Annotated in this window: 15 protein-coding genes and 4 pseudogenes; 12 read left to right on the top strand and 7 right to left on the bottom strand. The window is 70.1% G+C overall.

Translation table 11 applies throughout. The features are described 5' to 3' along the window. The first annotated feature begins 250 nt into the window (after nucleotides 1–250). Nucleotides 251–3,898: a hypothetical protein gene (locus ACN9M0_RS37935; RefSeq protein WP_426405137.1), complete on the top strand. Its 3,648-nt coding sequence runs from the start codon at nucleotides 251–253 to the stop codon at nucleotides 3,896–3,898. A 54-nt stretch (nucleotides 3,899–3,952) separates the two neighbouring features. On the opposite strand, the gene ACN9M0_RS37930 is transcribed toward ACN9M0_RS37935, so the two are convergent. Both ACN9M0_RS37930 and ACN9M0_RS37925 read right to left on the bottom strand, forming a co-directional pair. Then, nucleotides 3,953–4,621 carry a DUF4232 domain-containing protein gene (locus ACN9M0_RS37930; protein WP_366040122.1) on the bottom strand — a complete coding sequence of 223 codons (669 nt, stop codon included), beginning with the start codon at nucleotides 4,619–4,621 and terminating at the stop codon, nucleotides 3,953–3,955. 257 nt (nucleotides 4,622–4,878) lie between these two features. Continuing rightward, complete coding sequence (locus ACN9M0_RS37925; RefSeq protein ID WP_399694936.1) at nucleotides 4,879–5,274, bottom strand: hypothetical protein; 396 nt, start codon at nucleotides 5,272–5,274, stop codon at nucleotides 4,879–4,881. A gap of 87 nt (nucleotides 5,275–5,361) precedes the next feature. On the opposite strand from ACN9M0_RS37925, the gene ACN9M0_RS37920 reads away from it, so the two are divergent. The 7 genes and pseudogenes from ACN9M0_RS37920 to ACN9M0_RS37890 all read left to right on the top strand — a co-directional run. Next, complete coding sequence (locus ACN9M0_RS37920) at nucleotides 5,362–5,703, top strand: carbamoyltransferase C-terminal domain-containing protein (protein ID WP_426405136.1); 342 nt, start codon at nucleotides 5,362–5,364, stop codon at nucleotides 5,701–5,703. Next, on the top strand, nucleotides 5,700–6,755 hold the full coding sequence (locus ACN9M0_RS37915; protein ID WP_426405135.1) for a hypothetical protein: 1,056 nt from the start codon (nucleotides 5,700–5,702) through the stop codon (nucleotides 6,753–6,755). The genes ACN9M0_RS37920 and ACN9M0_RS37915 overlap by 4 nt, the downstream gene beginning before the upstream one ends. Nucleotides 6,756–6,851: 96 nt before the next feature. Further along, nucleotides 6,852–7,364 (top strand): topology modulation protein, encoded by a 513-nt coding sequence (locus tag ACN9M0_RS37910; RefSeq protein ID WP_426405134.1) that lies wholly within the window; start codon nucleotides 6,852–6,854, stop codon nucleotides 7,362–7,364. A 31-nt stretch (nucleotides 7,365–7,395) separates the two neighbouring features. Further along, complete coding sequence (locus ACN9M0_RS37905) at nucleotides 7,396–8,145, top strand: class I SAM-dependent methyltransferase (protein ID WP_426405133.1); 750 nt, start codon at nucleotides 7,396–7,398, stop codon at nucleotides 8,143–8,145. A 96-nt stretch (nucleotides 8,146–8,241) separates the two neighbouring features. After that, nucleotides 8,242–8,313 (top strand): annotated as a pseudogene (locus ACN9M0_RS37900) (hypothetical protein); the annotation flags it as partial. 45 nt (nucleotides 8,314–8,358) lie between these two features. Continuing rightward, entirely contained in the window at nucleotides 8,359–8,691 is a 333-nt protein-coding gene (locus ACN9M0_RS37895; RefSeq protein ID WP_426405132.1) for a hypothetical protein, read from the top strand. Nucleotides 8,692–8,713: 22 nt separating this feature from the next. Continuing rightward, nucleotides 8,714–9,148: pseudogene (locus ACN9M0_RS37890) on the top strand (IS5 family transposase); the annotation flags it as partial. A 141-nt stretch (nucleotides 9,149–9,289) separates the two neighbouring features. Here the strand turns inward: ACN9M0_RS37890 and ACN9M0_RS37885 are convergent. Together ACN9M0_RS37885 and ACN9M0_RS37880 are read right to left on the bottom strand one after the other, a co-directional pair. Further along, complete coding sequence (locus tag ACN9M0_RS37885) at nucleotides 9,290–9,709, bottom strand: hypothetical protein (protein ID WP_426405131.1); 420 nt, start codon at nucleotides 9,707–9,709, stop codon at nucleotides 9,290–9,292. Nucleotides 9,710–9,779: 70 nt separating this feature from the next. Beyond that, a complete protein-coding gene (locus ACN9M0_RS37880) occupies nucleotides 9,780–10,736 on the bottom strand; it encodes an SDR family NAD(P)-dependent oxidoreductase (RefSeq protein ID WP_426405391.1) in 957 nt (318 codons plus the stop codon). Between the two features lie 128 nt (nucleotides 10,737–10,864). Here ACN9M0_RS37880 and ACN9M0_RS37875 point away from each other — a divergent pair, with 128 nt between their 5' ends. Together ACN9M0_RS37875 and ACN9M0_RS37870 are read left to right on the top strand one after the other, a co-directional pair. Further along, the gene (locus tag ACN9M0_RS37875) at nucleotides 10,865–11,455 is read left to right on the top strand and encodes a TetR/AcrR family transcriptional regulator (RefSeq protein ID WP_366040115.1); all 591 of its coding nucleotides are present in this window, start codon (nucleotides 10,865–10,867) and stop codon (nucleotides 11,453–11,455) included. Nucleotides 11,456–12,598: 1,143 nt separating this feature from the next. Next, entirely contained in the window at nucleotides 12,599–14,635 is a 2,037-nt protein-coding gene (locus ACN9M0_RS37870; RefSeq protein ID WP_366040114.1) for a SpoIIE family protein phosphatase, read from the top strand. A 94-nt stretch (nucleotides 14,636–14,729) separates the two neighbouring features. Here ACN9M0_RS37870 and ACN9M0_RS37865 read toward each other — a convergent pair whose 3' ends face one another. Continuing rightward, nucleotides 14,730–15,377, bottom strand: coding sequence for an alpha/beta hydrolase fold domain-containing protein (locus ACN9M0_RS37865; RefSeq protein ID WP_366040113.1), 648 nt, complete (start codon nucleotides 15,375–15,377; stop codon nucleotides 14,730–14,732). 703 nt (nucleotides 15,378–16,080) lie between these two features. Between ACN9M0_RS37865 and ACN9M0_RS37860 the strand changes: the two are divergent. Then, a pseudogene (locus ACN9M0_RS37860) lies at nucleotides 16,081–16,386 on the top strand (hypothetical protein); the annotation flags it as partial. A gap of 1 nt (nucleotide 16,387) precedes the next feature. Here ACN9M0_RS37860 and ACN9M0_RS37855 read toward each other — a convergent pair. After that, a pseudogene (locus ACN9M0_RS37855) lies at nucleotides 16,388–16,793 on the bottom strand (IS701 family transposase); the annotation flags it as partial. A 396-nt stretch (nucleotides 16,794–17,189) separates the two neighbouring features. After that, nucleotides 17,190–17,570: a hypothetical protein gene (locus ACN9M0_RS37850; RefSeq protein ID WP_426405130.1), complete on the bottom strand. Its 381-nt coding sequence runs from the start codon at nucleotides 17,568–17,570 to the stop codon at nucleotides 17,190–17,192. Nucleotides 17,571–18,456: 886 nt separating this feature from the next. Between ACN9M0_RS37850 and ACN9M0_RS37845 the strand changes: the two genes are divergently transcribed. Continuing rightward, nucleotides 18,457–18,852 carry a hypothetical protein gene (locus ACN9M0_RS37845; protein ID WP_426405129.1) on the top strand — a complete coding sequence of 132 codons (396 nt, stop codon included), beginning with the start codon at nucleotides 18,457–18,459 and terminating at the stop codon, nucleotides 18,850–18,852. The last annotated feature ends 322 nt before the right edge of the window (nucleotides 18,853–19,174 follow it).

Raw genomic sequence — 19,174 nt, 5'->3', positions numbered from 1 at the left:
CCCGTCCGGTCGGCAGCGCTCGCGTGCGGCCGGACAGGGACGTTTGAGACGCGGAGAGGATCTGCGGTGCGGCCGACTCAGTAGCGGTGGTCGGGCCCATGCGGGCCTTCCCAGCATGATCCGTGAGGTCTCACGGCCGGTGGGACCTGAGCGTCACTGGAGCGGAGCGTCGGTGGGGCGGAGTGTCGGCCGTGCGACCGGTCCGAAATTCTCTGGGGGTGAGGCCGGGACGTCAGGCACAATGCCCGCGATGATCTCCACTGCCGAACAGCTGCTCGCCGCCCTCGAAGCCCTGCCGCACGCCGCCCGGCTCCGGTTCACCGCCGTCACCGCTCATCGGCTCGCCGCCGCAGGCGGACTCCGCCCCCTCCTCACCGCTCTGGACGCGCTCGGCCCGTACGAGCGCCGGCTCGCGGCGCTGGCGGCCCTGACCGCCGGGGAGTCGGACCACCTGGGAAGCCGGCTCGGCGATCCCGACCCGGTGGTCCGCCGCTACGCGCTGCGCGGCGCCCGGCGCCTGCCCCTCGCGGACGCCGCCGTCGAGGCCGCCTACGACGACGCGCCCGCCGTGGTCCGCGCCGACCTCGCACGGCTGCTGCGTGACGGACGGCGGCCCGCACTCGCCGAGCGGCTGGTGCTGCGGGTACGCACCGAGTACGGCGAGGAGGACGCGGCCCGCCTGCTGCCGGGTTGCTCGACGGAGTTCACCGCGCGGCTGCTGCCCGAACTCGCGGGGGCGCTCGCGTTCGAGGACTGGAGCACGCTGGCCGTGCGCCATCCCGTCGCCGTCCTCGACCACGTGGAACGGGAACTCACGGCCCTCCCCGAGCGGTTGCGCGAGCTCTGGTGGAGGCGGCACGCCACCGGAATCGCCGCCGCCCTGCCCGCCGCGCCGGGCCGCGTGCTGGATCTGCTGGAGCGGTACGGCCCCGACAACCTGCCCGGCCCGGTGTCCGACCGGCTTGCCGAGCTCGTCGCGGTCGACGCCGAGCGCGTGACGCGCTGGATCGCCGACCCCGGCCGGGCGGCCGCACGATGGGAACGGACCCCCGGCAGGGCGGTCGTGCGGCAACTGGTCGCGGCGGATCCGCCGTCCCTGCCCAGGCTCGGGGCCCGGTGGTTCCACAGGGCGGCCTTCGGGGTTCTGCTGCGGTCGATGCCACCGGCGCGCCGGTCCGACTTCGTGGACGCCGTCGTCGCCGCGGGACATCCGCACAGGAATGTCCGTGCGCATGAAGGGGTGCTCGCCCTGCTGCCGGCCGGCGAGCGGCACGCGCGGGCCCGCACCGCGATCGAGGCGGGTCGCGCCGAGCGCCACTCGGCCTGGGACCTCTGGAATCTCCTCGCCCTGCTGCCGCCCTCCGAGGCCCGCCCACACCTGCTGACCGCCCTCGCCACTGGTGACGCCGAGGAGCGCGGCACCCTGTGGGACCGGCTGGTCGCCAACGCCGGCCTGGCCCGTGATCCGGAGCAGGTCGCCGAGGTCCTCGCGCTGGCGGCCGGCCGACTGACCAACGAGCGCGACCCCGTACGCGGGGAGGCCCTGTCCGCCTTCACCGAGCTGCCGGCGCCCTTGCTCGCGGCAGCCCTCGGGGCGCGCGCGTCCGCCGGGGGGCGTGCCGGATCCGGGTCCGGCTCCGCGGTCGGCGGGACGGACGCACCCGCCGTAGGCCGTACGGGAGCCGACTCTCTGGAGCGGCTGTGCCTGGACGCGCTGAGGGCCCGGGACTGCTCGCCCGGGACCCGGGACACGATCCGTGACCTGGCCGTGAACCTGCTCTCCACCGCCGGGCAGGAGGACGCAACGGGCGATGCGACCGCCACAGCCGCACCCGTCGGCGACGACGTCGGTTCCACCGCCCTGCGGACGGCCGTACGCCTCGTCGAAGCGCTGACCGCTCACACCGGAACGATGGAACTCGGCCGCCTGGGCGACCTGCCGCGCGGCCGCGGGGCAGGCGCCTGGCTCGAGGCACTCGGACCGTGGCTGGACCGTGCCACCGGCGGCGGCGACGTCGGGCCCCTGCTCGCGCTGGTACGGTCCGGCGGAAGTCGCGCGTACGGGATCCCGGAACTCAAGGACCGTCTCGAACAGGCCCTGCGGACCTGCCCGGACGGGGTCTTCGGCGAGGTCGCCGCGGCCTGGCTGGCCGACCCCGCGACCCGGGGCGACCGCGCGGCCGAGTTGCTGGCAAGGGAGCCGTCCGCGGCCTTCGTCCCTCAGGTGCTCGCCGTACTCGCCGCGGAGCGCACGGACCTGCTGGACAGCGCCCTGGCCGAGATCCCGGTCCCGGGTGGCCGGTTCCCCACGGCCGGCGCACCCCGGCCGTTGCCGCCGTTCCGGTACGCCGACCGGTGGCTGCCCCGGCAGCAGGAGGCCGCGGTCCGGCTGGCCGCGGCCGCCGTCGCCGACGCCGGCCGGGGTCTCGACGAACGTGCCGCCCTGCTCCGTGCGGTGGCGCCGGTGCCGGAGCACGGGAGGGCCCTGCTCCAGCGCTACACCGCCGCGGCGCCGACCGGTGCCGGAACAGAGGACGCGCCGAGGACCTCCGTCGACCGTGTGGGGACTGAGGAGACTACGGAGCCCTCTGCCGACCGCACCGGCCCCGAGGTGACAGCGGGGACCTCCGCCGACCACGCCGAGTCCGCGCTGACGGCCGCTGCTCTGGACGCGGCCGCCCACACCGACGACCCGGCCTCGGCCCTCGGTGCCCTGCTCGACCATGCGGGCGACGACCGGGCCGCAGCCGCCTGGTCCGCCGCTGCCCGCGCCGCCTCCCACGCCCGGCCCACCCAGGTCGCCGCCCTGCTCCATGACGTCCTGACCCGCGAGACCGGGGTGAAGGTCACCGTGAGGAAGGCGGCCGCCCGGCTCGCCGCCCGCCGTCTGCCCCCGGGGGCCGCCACCGCGCTGCTGTCCGCCGTCGGCCGCACCCCGGGCGTCCATCCGGACGTGCACGCCACCGTCGTCGGTCTGGCCACGACGCTGCTGCCGGCCGAGGAGATGTGGACCCTCCTCGAGTCGGCGACCACCGAAGGACCCGAGGCCGCGCGGCGCACGCTCCTGGACCTGAACCCGGCGGACCTGGCCCCGGCGCACCGGTCGCGGTACGGGGAGCTCGTCGCGCGATTGGTCTTCGTCGCCGAGGAACAGGTGGCGAACCAGGCCCTGTTCAGCCTGCGCGACTGGGCGCAGTACACGCCCGCGGCGGGCACCGCGCTGGCCCGTGTCTACACGGACGTCTCCTCGCCGCTGAGGCCCTGGACGGCGAGCCACGCCCTGACCGAGCTCGCCCAGTCCGAGCTCGCCCACCCGCTCGGCGGCGTCGAGCCCGGCAGCCTGCTGCACGACGTCGTGGACCGGCTTGTGGCGCTCATCGCGGCCGGGGAACCGGAAGGCGGTGGGCACGGTGGGGATCTGCCGGCCCGACGTCGCCTGCACTCCCTCCTCAGCTCGTCGCTCCGGGACCACCGGATGTGCGCCGTCCTGGCCCGGCGGCTGAAGGCCGAGCCGGACCTCACCGCCACCCGTACCGCCCTCCTCGTACGGGCGATCGACCTGGAGGCGGCAGAGCCCGAACTACTTCACTCGCTGGGCGAGTTGACCGCCGCGATCGAGGGCCGACCCGTCCTCGCGGCCCGGGTGGCCGAGGATCTGGAGGAAGCGCACCGGTACGGCAGACCGCTCGCCGACCCCGCCGCCGCGCTGGCCGCGCTCCGTGTCCTGAACAGCGACGGCGGTCTCGTGGAAGGCCTCCTCGCCGTCGGCCTCGCCACGACCCTCGGAGCCCGGCTGAGCTGGCCGGAGACCTGCCGCGCAGCCGTTGTGGAACTGCGCCGCCACCCGGAGCGGGAGGTCCGGGAGACGGCGTACGACACGGTCCTGGGCGAAAGCTGAACCCACGACGATCGGAACGGGATCGACGCGGGACGCTCACCGGCCGGGGCCTGGCTACAGGCTGAGCGCGTCCTCGGCGTTGTCCATCCACGCGGTGACGGAGTTCTCGGTGGAGACGTTCAGGCCGGGCGTCGAGGCCTTGAGCGGCACCTGCGTCAGGTCGGACTCGGTGTCCATGGTCATCGCGATCGAGGAGACCGTCTTGCTCTTGGCGTCCTTCAGGCCGCCCATGAGCCCCGCGTAGGCGGTCTGGCCCGGGGCGAGCCGGATGGCCTCCTCGATGCCGGGGGCGGCGCCGCGCTCCGTCGCGTGACCGTCCAGGTCGCCGAAGGTCACGATGGGGTGGCCGAGCACACGACACGGCTTGCCGGTCTTGTTGGTGACCTTCAACAGGTAGCTGCTGGTCGTGGGCTCGGCCAGGCTCGCGGTGAACGTCAGGTCATAGGTGCTGCAGGGGAAGACGTCGTAGTCCGGGTCGGTCGACGGCGAGGCGGTCTTCGCGGGCGTCGGCGGCTTGACCGGCTTCGAGGGCTTGGCGGACTCCGTCGGCTCGGCGGCGGGCGTCGAAGGCTTGACCGGCGCGGTCGGGGAGGTGGAGGCGGGGGGAGTCGTGGTCGGCACGTCGACACCTCCGGCGGCTCCGTCCTCGGAAGGCCCGCAGGCGGTCAAGCCCAGCGCGGACACGGCGACGAGGACGACGGCGACTCTGCGAACGGTACTCATGGCGGTACTCCCCCCGATGACAACGCACTCACTGCGCTGTGGTGACCACCAGGTTCGCGCGCGTGCTTCACGGTTCTGTGACGGCCTCTTTCCGAATTCACCACGGTTCGCCACAGGAGTCCTGCGACAACGGGCTCGACAAAGTCGGGACCGGGTCCCCCCATAACGCCGAACCGCGGTACGTGCGCGGCGGCGGCGCTCCCGTCTCGCGCCCAGGCCCCCGCGCCGTCCAGGGTCCGAGCGGAGCTGGTCCCTGGTCAGAGTGTGTATGGGTAAAGCATGGTCCTCTCGCGATCGATGAAGATTTCCACCCATCGATCGGCGACATCTTCAGGGAGCGGATCAGCAAGGTCCAGCAGGATGTTCGTGCCGTCGAGGCCGAGCACGGCGGCCCCATCCTCGGTGAGGCTCAATCGTCCCCGCAGAACCACGTCGTGCCCGTCGGTCCGAAGTCCAGGACCGATGCCGGCAGCCGGCTTGGCGTTCTGACCCCAGACGATGTCCTCGTCGATCGTCCACTCGACGCGGTACTCACCGGGCTCCGCCGCACGATCCCCGCACCATCGGACCAATATGCGGCCGAGCGGGGTTCGGACCTCTGCAAGGCACAGATGTCCGGAATCCTTTGCAACCTTCACGAGTTCGATCAGCACCGCTCGATCATGCAGCACCGCGTGCCTGCCGGAACCGGCCCGCTCCGGGCGCCATGGGCCGCGAGTCCGTTCCGTCCCTTCGCCCCCATGGTGCTGGCCGAGCGGGCTTCGGAGTTCTTCACCCTCGGCCAGGAGGCGCCGTACATGTCGATGGCGTCCGGTGTGACCGACAAGGCGCGCGAGCTGGTGCCGGTCATCGTGCACGCGAACGGCACCTCCCGCCTGCAGACCGTCACGCGCTCGCAGAACCCGTTCGTGCACGAGGTCCTCCGCGCCTTCGCCCGGCGCACGGGCGTGCCGGTGTTGATCAACACCTCCCTCAACGTCAAGGGCGAACCGATCTGCGGGACACCGGAGATGGCCCTCGATTGTCTGGTCAACTCGGGGTTGGACGCCCTGCTGCTGGAAGGGCGGTGGATCACCAAGTGAGGATCGGATACAGCTTCTGGGGTTTCCTGGGCAACGGAATCACCGACACACCGGACGGGGGCCGCAGCCACCGCCGCCCCCTGATCGACGCCCTCCTCGACCGGGGCCACGAGATCGTCTTCCTCCAGGCCAACCGCGACCTGATCGAGGCCGGAGACGGCCTGGGCAATGTCTACACCTTCCACAGCGGCAGCCCGGACATCGACGCCCTGTTCCTGGAGTGGCGCTGGGCGATCCACGGACGCAACACCACACCGTGCGGCGCCGAAGGGCACATGTGCGACCTGCATCGCCAGGCCGAACTGGTCACCCGGTACACCGTGCGCAGGAAGACGCCGACCGTGATCTGGGACAAGGACCGCAAGCTCCGGGGGGGCGAAAGCGTGTGGCGGCGCGTCCCCCATGCCACCGTCTACGAGGCCGCCCTCGAACCGACGCCTGGAGCGCAGCGCCTGCTCTTCCCAGTCGACGACCGTCTGCTCGCCGAGGCGGATCCGGTCGCGCTCGCCAAGAGGCCTCGTGACCTCGTCCTCGGGTACGTCGGCAACCAGTACGACCGCGACGAGCACTTCGACCGCTTCTTCGCACCGGCCGCAGCGTGCTTCGATCACCTGGTCGGGGGCAAGTGGACCAAGACCGGCCGCTGGCCGCATGTCCGGTTCCTCGGCAGGCTCCCCTTCGAGGCGGTCCATGGCGTGCACGGCAGGTCGTTGGCGACGATCCTCATGGTCCCCGAGACGTACGCGGCCGTCGGGCAGATGACGCAGCGGATCTTCGAGGCCGTGCTCGCAGGCTGCCTCCCGCTCGCACCTGCCGACATCGTGCACGCCGACCGCTTCGTGCCCAAGGAGCTGATCGTCAGCTCCGGGAGCGAGGTGATCGAGCGCCTGGCCCATCTCCAGCGGATCTCCGGCACCCAGCAGCACGCGGACTTGATCGCGTCCTGTCTGGACCGCCTGGACCTGTTCCGGCTGAGCCGACAGGTCAACGTGCTGGAAGCCGTCCTGGACACGGCCGCCGGCCCCCTCGCGATCGAACGCGGGGCGGCCTGATGCAGCTGAGCAGCCAGGCCACCGTGTCTGGATCATCCGAACGTGCCCAGGTGTCCGGTCCGACCCGGCATCCGAGCACCTCTACGCTGGAGCATCATGAAGAAGGTCGCCATCGTCGGCTGCGGAGGCAGCGGCAAATCGTACCTGGCGCGGGAGTTGGGCAGGATTCTCGACGCCCCGGTGACGCACCTGGACGCCGCGTTCTACGACGACGAGTGGAACGAGCTGCCCATCGAGAAGTTCGCCGACCTGCAGCGGGAGCTGGTCGCACAGCCGAGGTGGGTGATCGACGGGAACTACAACTCGACCCTGCAGACCCGACTCGAAGCCTGCGACACCGTGGTCCTGATGGACGTCTCGACCGTGGCCGCACTGTACGGGATCTTCTCCCGGCAGATCCGGCACGGGGCCGGGCACAAGGGCAACGGGGTGCACAACCGCATCCACTGGGGCGTGGTCAAGTACGTAGCGACGTACCGCCGCAAGATGCGCCCGCGGGTCATGGCCAAGATCGAGCAATTCGCCTCAGGTCGTGCCGAGGTGGTGCTGCTGCCCAGCCGACGGCAGACGCGCCGCTGGCTGCAAAGGGTTGCCGCCGAGCGCCGCTGATCGTCCCTTGCCCCCGAGAGGAGGGCGCGGCGTGAGCGGCACCAACCCCTTCCTCGACCCGACGCGCCAGGCGGAGCTGTACGGGCACGCCTCTCGACTGGCCGGGCGCTCCAACGCCTTGATGCGAGCGAAGACCGCCGGACGCCCCGTACCGGAGGCGTTCGTCGGGCTGGTGCGTGCCCATCACGAGCGGCCGGACCGTCTCGGCCTGGCTCTGGACCTCGGCTGCGGTCGCGGCACGAGCAGCCTGACCCTCGCGGAGGGACTCCGGCCCCGGCGCGTCGTCGGTCTCGATGCCTCCCCCGCCCTGATCGAACAGGCCCGCCGGCGCACCCGGCGGCTGCCCGACCTCCCGGTGACCTTCCACCAGGGCGACTTCCACCGTCTCCCCGTGACCGCCGGGTCGTGCGATGTCGTCGTCGCCGCGTTCTGCCTGTACCACTCATCCAATCCGCTGACCGTAGTCGCGGAGATCGGTCGCGCGCTGGCTCCTGGCGGTCTGGCCGTGCTCGTCACGAAAGGGCTCGACAGCTATCGGGAGATGGACCAGCTGGTTGCCGCCGCCGGCCTCGACCCGCGAGCCGAACAGCACGAGAGCCTGTACATCTCGGCGCACAGCGGCAATCTCGCCGACCTGGCCACCGCGTCGCTCGATGCCACGGATCGCGAGCGGCTCGACGACTTCCTGGCCCTGCACGCCGTCCTCACTGCTCCGTATGCCGGGCGCAACGGCTATCGCGACTGCTGGACAGTCCGACCCTGCCCCCGAGGTTCCGCATGATCACCACAGAACTCGTCTTCGTCCGCCACGGCGAGGCTCAGTGCAACGTCGACGTCCTGGCCGGCGGCCCGCGCACACCGTGCCCTCACGGCAGCCCTGACCGGTCAACCGCTCCGTCTGTACGGTGACGGTCACCAGCGCCGGCACTTCACGTACATCGACGACGCAGTCTCGGCCACCATCGCAGCAGCCACCGGCCCGACGGCGCAGGGCGTGATCAACGTGGGCGGCGGTTCGGGTGCCTCCCTTCTCGAAGTGATCAACATCGCGCGCAGCCTCACCGGGCACGAGGTCCAGGTTCACCAGGAGCACCCGTGCAGCGGCGACGTCCTCACCACCCGTGCCAACCGGGGCCGCGCCCAAGAAGTCCTGGGCTGGCAGCCCCAGGTCAACCTTCACAACGGCATGCACGCCCACATGAGGGCTCTGGCCACCGAACTGCAGGCCGAAGAACCGAGGAGCCACGGGTTGCACGCGTTCGACGGCTCCGCCCCGTCGGCCGCCCTCGCCGACCTTGCCCTCCTCCCTCGTCCCACCCATTCCTGACACCCACCGACGGGAGTACGCCCGCGCCCGTCCCGGGTCCAAGCACCACCTGATCGTCGACCGTCATGGAACCCCGGTCGCTGTCACGCTCACCGGCGGGAACCGCCACGACGTCACGCAACTCCTGCCCTTGTTGGACGCGATCCCTCCGATCCGCGGACTGCGGGGACGTCCCCGCAGAAAGCCGCGGCGGGTGTACGCCGATAGGGGCTACGACTTCGACAGGTACCGTCGCCTGCTCTGGAAACGCGGCATCAAGCCGATCATCGCCCGCCGCGGTGTCGCACACGGCTCCGGTCTCGGCAAGGTGCGCTGGGTGGTCGAGCGTGCCTTCGCCTGGCTGCACCAGTTCAAGCGTCTTCGAGTCCGCTACGAACGCCGAGCCGACCTCCATCAGGGCCTGCTCGACCTCGCCTGCAGCATCATCTGCCTCCGACGCCTCCGTAGATCATTCTGAAACGATTAGTAAGCCGTGGGGACGAGCATCGACGAAACATCGATCAGCACGTACTGTCACGTTGGCGATCTTGTGGCGGGGTCCTGTCGCCTCGCTGACTGGCGAGCGCACCGCGGGCGACCGCGCGGGCAATGTGCTTCGTCAGCTGGCCAGGATCACGGAGGCGACCGTCCGCCATCCCGCGTCGGTACGGGCGGCCAGGTAGAGCACACGGACACGCTGGAACTCCCGCCCCTGGCTGTCCTGGCGCGCCCAGGTCACCTCGAATTGCGCGGCCCGCTCGTTGAGCACGCGTACCACCGGGTCGAGGGCCTTGCTGCCCCCGTAGTCGGCGTCGCGCAGTGCGCGCAGCTCGTGTGCGAGTCCCTGGGAGAGCGCCTCGGCGGAGGTGAGAGCGGTGTGGGCCGTGCCCGTGGTCATGCTGATCGGCACCGAGAAGTAGCCGAGGAGCGGCGCGGGATCGGTGCTCCCCTTTGCTGCCAGTCCGATGAACGTCTCGACGTAGCTGTCGAACCATGCCTGTGCTTCGTTCGCGACGGCGGCCAGATCGGTGTGCGTCATGATTTCGTGACCCTTCTTGCAGAGATTTCAGGTGCGGGCTTCTTGGAGGGGAGTGCGCTATGCCGTCGTGTCACCGGTTCGCGAACGCGTTGGTGCCGGTCAGCTGGGCGGACAGGGTCCACAGGCGTGCGGCCTGTTCGGGGTCGACCGCGTAGGGCCGTACTCCGGGTGCGTCGTCCTGGGAGAGCGGGGCGATGTCGCAGTCGTTCAGGTAGACGCCGCCGGTGTGGGCCAGCTGCGGGGAGGCGGCCGCCCAGACCTGGGTAGCGGCACCCTGTTCGGGGGTCTTGAAACTGGGGGCCGTGTTGCCCTGGTCGTCGATCCAGCCGAAGGCGATCATCTCCTCGCGGGTCATGTGCCGCTGGAGCGGGGTCATGACGGCACCGGGGGCGACGGCGAAGGCCCGCACCTGGTGCTCGCGGCCGAGGGCGTCGAGGTGGACGGCGAACAGCGCGATCGCGGTTTTGGACTGTCCGTAGGCGACGGCCTTGTCATAGTCGTTTGCGAACATGACGTCGTCCCAGCGGATCGGCGAGTAGCGGTGTCCGGCAGAGCTGAGCGCGACCACGCGCGCGCCGCCGTCGGCTGCCAGGGCGGGCCACAGCCGGTTCGTGAGTGTGTAGTGGCCCAGGTGGTTGGTGGCGAACTGCGCCTCCCAGCCGGGTCCGAGGCGGGTCTCGGGCAGGGCCATCACGCCGGCGTTGTTGATAAGGATGTCGATGCTGCGGCCGCTTGCCAGGAACTCGTCCGCGAAGGTGTGCACGCTGGCCTGGTCGCCCAGGTCGAGACGGCGCACCTCGACCCCGTCCACTGCGGTGAAGGCTTCCGCGGCCGCTTCCGGGCGGCGGACGGCTGCGACGACAGTCGCGCCAGCGCCCCGCAGGGCGCGTGTGGTCTCCAGCCCCAGTCCGGAACTACCGCCGGTCACGACTGCGAGCTTTCCGGTGAGGTCGAGGCCGGCCAGGACGTCGGCCGTGGGGCTGCGGGCCCCGAAGCCGGAACCGATGGGCTGCTGTGCTGTCACGATCGCCATTCCTTGCGCGTGGAGCGTCACGGTCAACGCCGTAACCGGGGAGTTCCCCGGTTGGTCGTGACGGTAAGCGGGGAACTCCCCGGTTGTCCAGTTAGAATGGTCCCTCGATGAAGGGACCAGCCTTGACCACCAAGCCGAGCGTGTTGCGCGCCGATGCCCGCCGCAACCGGGAGCGCATCCTCGAAGCGGCCGTACGCGCCTTCTCCGAGAAGGGCCCGGACGTCGCGATCGACACGATCGCTAAGGCCGCGGGCGTCGGCTCGGCCACGCTCTACCGCCACTTCCCCACGCGCGAGGCGCTTGTCGAGGCGGCCTACCGCAACGAGCTGGCCCGCGTCTGCGACAACGCCGCGAAGCTGCTGGCCGACAACCCGCCCGACCGGGCGATCCGCCTGTGGATGGACGACTTCATCGACTACCTGGCTGCCAAGCAGGGCATGGCGGACGCGCTGCGAGCCGCGGTCGCATCCGGTGCGGACCCCTTCGCCGAGACCCTCGACAAGCTCGCCACCGCGCTGGGCACCCTGCTGCACGCCGGCGCCGACGCCGGTCTCCTGCGCCCGGGCATCGACCCCTTCGATGTCGGCTTCAGCCTGGCCGGCATCGGGCTGATGACCAGCGCTCCCGACCAGCGCGAACGGGCCGGACGCCTCCTCGACCTGCTCCTCGACGGCCTCCGGTACGGAGCGGACGGATCGGCGTCCAGCTCGTGACCCGGCTTTGGCCGCAATCCTCGCCGGCTTTGTGACGTCAGCGGTCCAGCAGCCCCGACCGCGTTGCGGAGCGCGAGCCACTGGCACGGGTCAGGAAATGCGAAACAGGCACTGAATCGGTTTCGGACCCATCGGACAGGCCCTAAGGCTCGTCCCGCAAACGAACGGACAGCCCTGCTACGCGCTTCCGGCGGTTGCGGACGATCCGCGGAACGGTTACCGACCGCTCGCACAATGGAACTTCTGCGGCGCGTTCAGGGGAGCCGTCCCGTGCCTGTCGCCCCCCTGTCGGAGGCGCCGTACCCGATCTTCGACTCCGCCGGTCCCGCCCTGAGCGTGCTGTAGGGCATGACCGGTTTCGAGATCGACGTTGAAGCCGGGCATGCGGGCGAAGGCGAACCCGGCGATGGAGGCGCCGTGCGTGTCGGTGTACACCGTGCTCGTCCTCCTCGAGGCGCAGGACACCGACCGCTTCCAGGGCGACGGCGTCGTCGAACGCGGCCACGGGTCCTGGTCGGCGAGTGCGGAGGCCGTGGCAGGCGGCGCGGTGAGGCCCAGGACCACGACGGCGCGGGCGAGTGGCAGAGCGGTGGCTGGCGGTCGTGTCATGAGCAGAGTGACGATCCGGAACACGACTTGTGGTCCCAGCTCGGGGACCAGCCCGGCGTTGGCGGCGGTCGCCTCCAGTCGCTGCGCGGATACGGTCCAGGTGAATTCCCGCGGGGCAGCGGGTTGCCGGCGGTCGCGTCGTAGCACGAGTCCGCTCAAGCCCGTGAGGCCCGGCCAGGCGTCACGCCCCTCCTGGGACACAGAGCCCCTGATCTCCTCCCCGGCGGTGAAGGATCCGGCAGCACGACGGCAGTGGCCGCTTCCGAACTGGTCCGACTCAGCCGGCCGTGCAGCACCCTCTTCGACACCGGTCTCGCCCTTCGCAGCCCGTATCACCCCACGCACAGCGCACAACCCGCCAGCTGCCGTCGTGATGTCCGAACCCCGGACGGCGGGCAGAATTGACGTGAGGTCCCCGACCGCGACGAGTGGCGCACTCGGCTTCCGCGTGTGCGCCTGAAAGGGCACCTGGTGTCATCGAATCCAAGGGGGGAAGTGCAGGCTCCCGGGCCGCTCTGGTCGGAGCCGGGAACCTTGCTGGAGCACGTGGCCGTCGCCGTGCTCGGGATGGATGACGAGGACCGGATCTGCTACTGGGGACCCGGTGCGCAGAGACTTTTCGGATACGAGGCCGGGGACGTCCTGTCCAAGCCCGCCGCAACGCTCTTCCCCGCCGCCCCCGTGGACGGGACCAGTGCGGCAGAACGGCTCGCGGAACGCGGCCGCACCTTGGGTTACTGGCGGGTAAGAATGCCCGCCCTGCACCAGGACGGAAAGGTCTTCGACTGCGGGTTTCGGGTCTTTCCGGTGACGGGCGACCAAGGCCGCACCGTCATCGTCGGCCTGGCCAGCAGGGGCGACGAACTCGACCGGGTGAAGACCAACCTCACCTTCCTCGACGCGCTTTTCGAGACGTGCCCGATCGGCCTCGTCATGCTCGACGAGGAGCTGCGGTACGTCCACCTCAACCAGGCCCTCGCCGACATGGACGGCATCCCGATCGAGGACCACATCGGGAGACGCATGGAAGATTTCATGATCACGTCCGACGGCGGCGAGTACCAGCGCATGCTGCACGCCGTCGCCGACGGGGGGCAGCCCGTGGTGAGCGCGCTGGTCGTCCTTCGCACGCCGGGCCGTCCCGACCGGGACCAGGTGCGGTCGGTGAGCTTCTTCCCGTTGAGCCAGGCGGGCGATACGCGGCCGGGGCTGGGCGGTCTCCTCGTGGACGTGACCGACCGCGAGCAGGCCATCGTGGAAGCGGCGGCCGGACGGCAGCGGCTGGCTCTGCTGGACCGGGCCGCGGCCCGGATCGGCACCACTCTGGACGTGGACGTCACCGCCCGTGAGCTGGTCGAAGCAGCTGTTCCGGAGTTCGCCGACGCCTCCGTCGTGGAAGTCGTGGAGTGGATGGACGAACCCGAGGTGTTCGACCCCGACATGCCCCTGGTCACGCGACGGATCGCATCCGGTACCAGTCTGCCGCCTCCGGCCCCCGAACTCGTCGGCGGACTGGAACGCGTGACGTACCCACCGGGCTCCACGATCCACGAGACACTGAGAACGGGGCTGCCCGTCTGCGTCCCCGTGAACGAGGAGTTCATGACACGGACCGTGATCCACCAGGCCCGGAGTCGGTTGCTGATCGACAGCGGCCTGACCTGCCTCCTCATCGCTCCCCTCATCGCCCGGGGCACGGTCCAGGGAATCACCATGTTCGGCCGCTCCGCCGCCCGCCCCGTCTTCACCGAGCAGGACCTCAGCCTGGCCGGCGAACTCGCCTCGCGCGCCGCCCTGTGCCTGGACAACGCCCGCCTCTACAGCCAGGTCCAGGAGATCGCGCTCACCCTCCAGCGCGCGCTGCTCCCCACCGCCCTGGCGACCAGCCCGTCGCTGCGCATCGCTCACCGCTACCTCCCCGGCAGCCACGTCACGGAGGTCGGGGGCGACTGGTACGACGTGATCGACCTGCCCGGCGGCCGGGTGGCCCTCGTGGTCGGCGACGTCATGGGACACGGCGTACCGGCGGCCGCGGCGATGGGAAGGCTACGGATCACCGCCAAGGCACTGGCTCGCCAGAACCTCGAACCCGACGACCTCCTCATGGAACTCGACGCCTGCGTCCAGGAAGCGGGCATCGAGCTGGCAACCTGCCTCTACATCCACTACGACCCCGCGACGGGCCGCGCCCACATCGCGAACGCCGGCCACCCCCCACCCCTCGTACGCGAACCGAACGGCACGGTGAGGATCATCGACAACGTGCCGGGAGTTCCCCTCGGTGTCGGCGGCTTCCCCTTCGGCACGATCGAGATCGCACTCCACGAGGGAGACGTCCTGGCCCTCTGCACCGACGGCCTCATCGAGGCGCGCGGCAAGGACATCGACGAGGGCATCGAAGCACTCCGCACCCAACTGGCCGGTGTTACGGGTACGTTGGAAGAGATGGCGGACAGCATCCTCACACACCTGCTACCGACCGGCCCGACCGACGACACCGTGCTCCTCCTCGCCCAGGTCACTGAGCATCGCCATCCGCCGGCCTCGACACCGACGGACGACGACGCCTGAGTCCGGGCGGGTCGAAGACGCGTGGGACACGACGGCTTCGGCACCGAGTACCGGGCACCGGGCACCGGGCCTTACGTGGATTGCGTCGCAGAGGTCAGCTGCCTGCACGGCCAGTTGACGCCGGCCGTCCGGGCCTCGGGTGCGAGTACCGACTGGGGCAGCAGCTGCTCGAAGCCGTGGAAACCGCCGGACCACACGTGCAGTTCGGCGTCACCGCCCGCCCGCCAGAGTCCGTCAGCGTACGCGACGACCTCGTCGCGAAGGTGTCGACGGAGCCGACGTCGAGGTAGGCCGGTGGGAGGCCGGAGAGGTCGCCGGCCAAGGCCGGGGAGGCGTACGGGGAGACGCCCACACCATGGTCGCGCCCGGGCAGGTACGCGGCCCAGCCGGTGTCGTTGGCATGGCGGTTCCGGAAGCTCTGGCCCGCCATCTGGTGGCTGGAGGAGGTGCTGTTGCGGTGGTCCGGCATGGGGCAGATCAGCATTTGCGCCGTGATGGCGGGGCCTTGTCGGTCGCGGGCCAGCAGGGCGGCCGCGGCCGCCAGTCCGCCGCCGGCGCTCGCGCCACACAGGAGAACCCTCCCGGAGTCGCTGCCGAGTTCCGCCGCGTGGGCCGCGGTCCACTCCAGGCCGGCGAAGCAGTCGTCCACCGCCGCCGGATAGGGATGCTCGGGTGCGAGCCGGTACTCGACGGACGTCACCACCAGGCCGGCCTCCTGGGCGATGTCGAGCACGGCCCTCATGGACGACCGGTTGCTCCCGGCGATCAGCCCCCCGCCGTGGATGAAGTACAGGACGGTTGGCCACGGCACGCAGCACGGCGCGCAGCTCGAAGCCGTCGTCGGCGAGCGTCAGGCCCTCGTGGGGTTCCGCGCCGACCGCGTACGTCAGCACCTTCCCGTCGGGCAGTGCGGTGGCGAGAGCGTCGACGAGGCTGACGACACGGCCGGAGAGGACGGTGGCCGAGCCGCCGACCTGGATCCGCGCATCCCTGACCGCACCGCCGATGAGCGCGATCCGGCCGCCGGCCGCCGGCCGCCGGGGCGAGCGGCAGCACACTGTCCGGGTTGCGCAGCAGGACGAACGAGCGGGCGGCGATCTCCTTCGCCAGCCGCCCGCCATCGACGGGGGCGGGCAACGCGTCGGCGGGCACGGCGGGTTCAGCACCGCCCAGCAAGCCGGCGCGCGCCGCGAGCCGCAGCACCCGCCGTACGGCGTCGTCCACCATGGTCTCGGGGACGTGGCCTGCCGTACGGCGTCGGCGAACACCGGGCCGAAGACGGTCACCAGTCCCGGCATGGCGACGTCCAAGCCGCCGACGATCACCCCCACGGTGTCCCGGACGGCCAGCCAGTCGGCCGTCCCCGGTAAATGCCGGTCGGGCACCCGAGGGGTTGTATCGGCGTCTCCCCTTGAGATTGCTCGTGTACCACCGGCCGCGAACCCACTGTCGCGCGGGCCGCGGCCCGCGCGGACCGGGAGCTCCCGGAACAGCTGGTGGCCACGCTTGCGGTGCCGAAGGGGAAGCGGTTCTCGGAGCTGTAGCGGCTGCGCCGTCCGCCGACGCAAACGACGGGCACGGCGTTCGCCCGCGCGCTGGAGCGGGTGGACGAGATCGGTGCGTTCGGCTTGGGCCGGGTGAAGCTGAACAAGATCCCGCCGAACCGGCTGGCGGCGCTGGCGCGGTACGGGCTCGGCTCGAAGCCGGCCGGGCCGAAGCGCACCGCGATGCTGACGGCGGTGATGCGGCACTGTGCCTGTGTCGGGCTGTTGCCTGGTGTTGTCGGCGCCAGGTTGACCAGTGCAGCAGTCTGGCCGCGGTCAGGGCTGGTGGGTCGAAGGCGGCGGCGAGTAGGTGGCAGATCTCCGGGACGGTCAAGGGGATCGGTTCGCTGCTGCGGGCTGGGCGGTGTGGATCAGTGGGCCGTTTCGGTGCCGCGTCGGTGGCGATGGCGGTCAGAAGGCCAGGGCGAGCACGGCGAGGGTGATGTGCCGGCGCCATGAGGTCCAGTTGCGGACCTGTTAGTGGTCGAGTCCACCCTGACCTTAGCGGCTGGAAGCATTTCCCGACGCTCCAGCGGACCCCTGCGACGCGGACCAGTTCCGCGAGGGTGACCGTGGTGAGGGACCAGCAGGTAGAAGGCCAGTTCACCACTGGTGCCGACCTTGGGCCGCCAGGGCCGCCCGAGGGCCCGGTAGATCCACCCGGCGTCGCGCCAGTCGTCGGCGATGAGGGTGCCGCGGGCGTCGATCACCTTCGGGTTCGCGACGCGGGAGGCGAGGCGGACGGAGTCGATGTGCCGGTACGCGGGCCACCCGCCACCCGCCCCGCCGTACGCCCCTGGCCGGCGGGCCCACCACCTGGCGGGCACGGGCCTGACGGCGTATCTGCCGCCGCACGATAACCGGCCTGCCACGTTCGCAGATGTCCACGCAGAGGGGCCAAGCCCAGCACGATCCGTACCCAGGGGCCCGGGAGCCTGCGCCCCCACCGGGCCGACCCCCAGACGGCGTTGCGGGCCTGGGTACGAAATCGACGATACCGAGATCAGGGACTATTCGTAAATGTACTCCCATTCGGAGCAGGCAACCGGAGTCGTGTCCGAGGCGCCATCCACCGTGCACACCCGCATCTTGTAGGTGTAGATGCTGTAGAGGTTTCCGTCGGTCTTGTAGACGCCGCCGGCGTCAGCCCCCTTGCCGTTATACCAGGAGGCCCACGGCGACTCGCTCTTTTCTACATAGGAACGCACGCCGTGACCGTCGGCAAGGTAATCAAAGAGGCCGAAGTCATCGCCGTCGTCGTAGAAGTGCAGAGCTCCGGCGAGCTTGCCGCCACTGTAGAGGTATACGGCCTGGTCCGTAGCGGAGGCCGGAGTGGCGATGCCCACCAGGAGGGCGGGTACGGCCAGGAGAGTAAGCCATTTCTTGGACATGGAGACATCCTTGATTCGTTTCAGTGGACAGATCGCACTGCACGGCAAGCGTTCCATATGGGACATGGTGGAAGGTCGCAACTGACAGCCACTTCAAGGGAGTGCGGAAATAGCCGACCCCCCGAAATATCTGTGCGAGCCGTTGCTCTCGCCGACAGGCCAAGAACGTACACCGACCCGAACCCTCGCGCTACGGGTTTGCACCCAGGAATCGGCAATGATCATTTTCATGTTTTCCGTGCAATTTCAGACAACTATTCACCGCCCTATCGTGGGAGTTCAAGCGGGGGTGCGGACCGGACCCTGCGCCGACCGTGGCGCACCGAGCGTACCTCCCTCCTCGGGGAATTGACGGCCCATGCGGTTCAAGTCGCCTGTATCCGGCGGTAGTTCACGCGAACCACCCACCCATAGCAGGGTCCGCGCACGGTGCTCGAGTACACGGCCGCCAGCCACCCAGTGCCGAAGTCCATGCCCACGCAAAGGAGATGGCCGTCATCCGCGGCGGCGCCACGGCGTTGGCTCGCGGACGCCCGCAACATCCCCAACACTTGCAGAGCCTGGCGATCAACCAGTCCTGTTGCGTGATTTATTGAGGTTTTCTTGAGCTTTGGCGGGCTGACAGTGAAGGGAAGTCCGAAATTTCCCGGAAAACATGAAAATGATCATTGCCGATTCCTGGGTGCAAACCCGTAGCGCGAGGGTTCGGGTCGGTGTACGTTCTTGGCCTGTCGGCGAGAGCAACGGCTCGCACAGATATTTCTGGGAGTCGGCTATTTCCGCACTCCCTTGAAGTGGCTGTCAGTTGCGACCTTCCACCATGTCCCATATGGAACGCTTGCCGTGCAGTGCGATCTGTCCACTGAAACGAATCAAGGATGTCTCCATGTCCAAGAAATGGCTTACTCTCCTGGCCATACCCGCCCTCCTGGTGGGCATCGCCACTCCGGCCTCCGCTACGGACCAGGCCGTATACCTCTACAGTGACGGCAAGCTCGCCGGAGCTCTGCACTTCTACGACGACGGCGATGACTTCGGCCTCTTTGATTACCTTGCCGACGGTCACGGCGTGCGTGCCTACATCGAGGTGAGCGCGGGCACTGAACATTGGTATGAGTGGGGCAGCTTCTACAACGGCAAGGGAGCAGACGCCGGTGGCGTCTACAAGACCGACGGAAACCTGTACTCCATCGACGTTTACAGGATGAAGGTGTGCACGGTGGATGGCGCCTCGGACACGACTCCGCTCAAGTGCTCCGCCTGGCAGAAAATCTACGAGTAAATCGCCCACGCAGATGTGGCGTCCACTGCCGCTTGGCTTCGGCTGTTCTGACTGCCGAGCCTGACGGATAGGCAGCCCCTCGAACGCCGCCGGGTCGCGGCTATGCCGAAGGCGCGGACCGGTCACTCGGTCCGCGCCTTCGGCACACCTTCATCCCCGGTTCCACAGCGGTGCGCACCCTGCCCTGCGGCTGGCGCAGGACGGGCGCCTGGATGCGCCCTTCGGCCGCCCGACGGCACCCGGCTGACCATCGACCCGGCGGAGTACTTCTTCCGCCTGGAGTCCCACACCTGGCTCGTCGCCGACGGGCAACTGGTCACCG

This window comes from Streptomyces sp. R-07 (genome assembly GCF_049913175.1).
Taxonomy (GTDB): domain Bacteria; phylum Actinomycetota; class Actinomycetes; order Streptomycetales; family Streptomycetaceae; genus Streptomyces.
The sequence above is the reverse complement of the archived record's forward strand: the minus strand, read 5'-3'. Positions and strand labels throughout refer to the sequence as shown.

Excerpts from the sequence above, each read along its gene's own strand:
- ACN9M0_RS37935 (WP_426405137.1), top strand. The coding sequence starts at position 251 with ATGATCTCCACTGCCGAACAGCTGCTCGCCGCCCTCGAAGCCCTGCCG.
- ACN9M0_RS37850 (WP_426405130.1), bottom strand. The coding sequence starts at position 17,570 with ATGTCCAAGAAATGGCTTACTCTCCTGGCCGTACCCGCCCTCCTGGTG.
- ACN9M0_RS37930 (WP_366040122.1), bottom strand. The coding sequence starts at position 4,621 with ATGAGTACCGTTCGCAGAGTCGCCGTCGTCCTCGTCGCCGTGTCCGCG.
- ACN9M0_RS37885 (WP_426405131.1), bottom strand. The coding sequence starts at position 9,709 with ATGACGCACACCGATCTGGCCGCCGTCGCGAACGAAGCACAGGCATGG.
- ACN9M0_RS37845 (WP_426405129.1), top strand. The coding sequence starts at position 18,457 with ATGTCCAAGAAATGGCTTACTCTCCTGGCCATACCCGCCCTCCTGGTG.
- ACN9M0_RS37910 (WP_426405134.1), top strand. The coding sequence starts at position 6,852 with ATGAAGAAGGTCGCCATCGTCGGCTGCGGAGGCAGCGGCAAATCGTAC.
- ACN9M0_RS37865 (WP_366040113.1), bottom strand. The coding sequence starts at position 15,377 with ATGAGGGCCGTGCTCGACATCGCCCAGGAGGCCGGCCTGGTGGTGACG.
- ACN9M0_RS37920 (WP_426405136.1), top strand. The coding sequence starts at position 5,362 with ATGGTGCTGGCCGAGCGGGCTTCGGAGTTCTTCACCCTCGGCCAGGAG.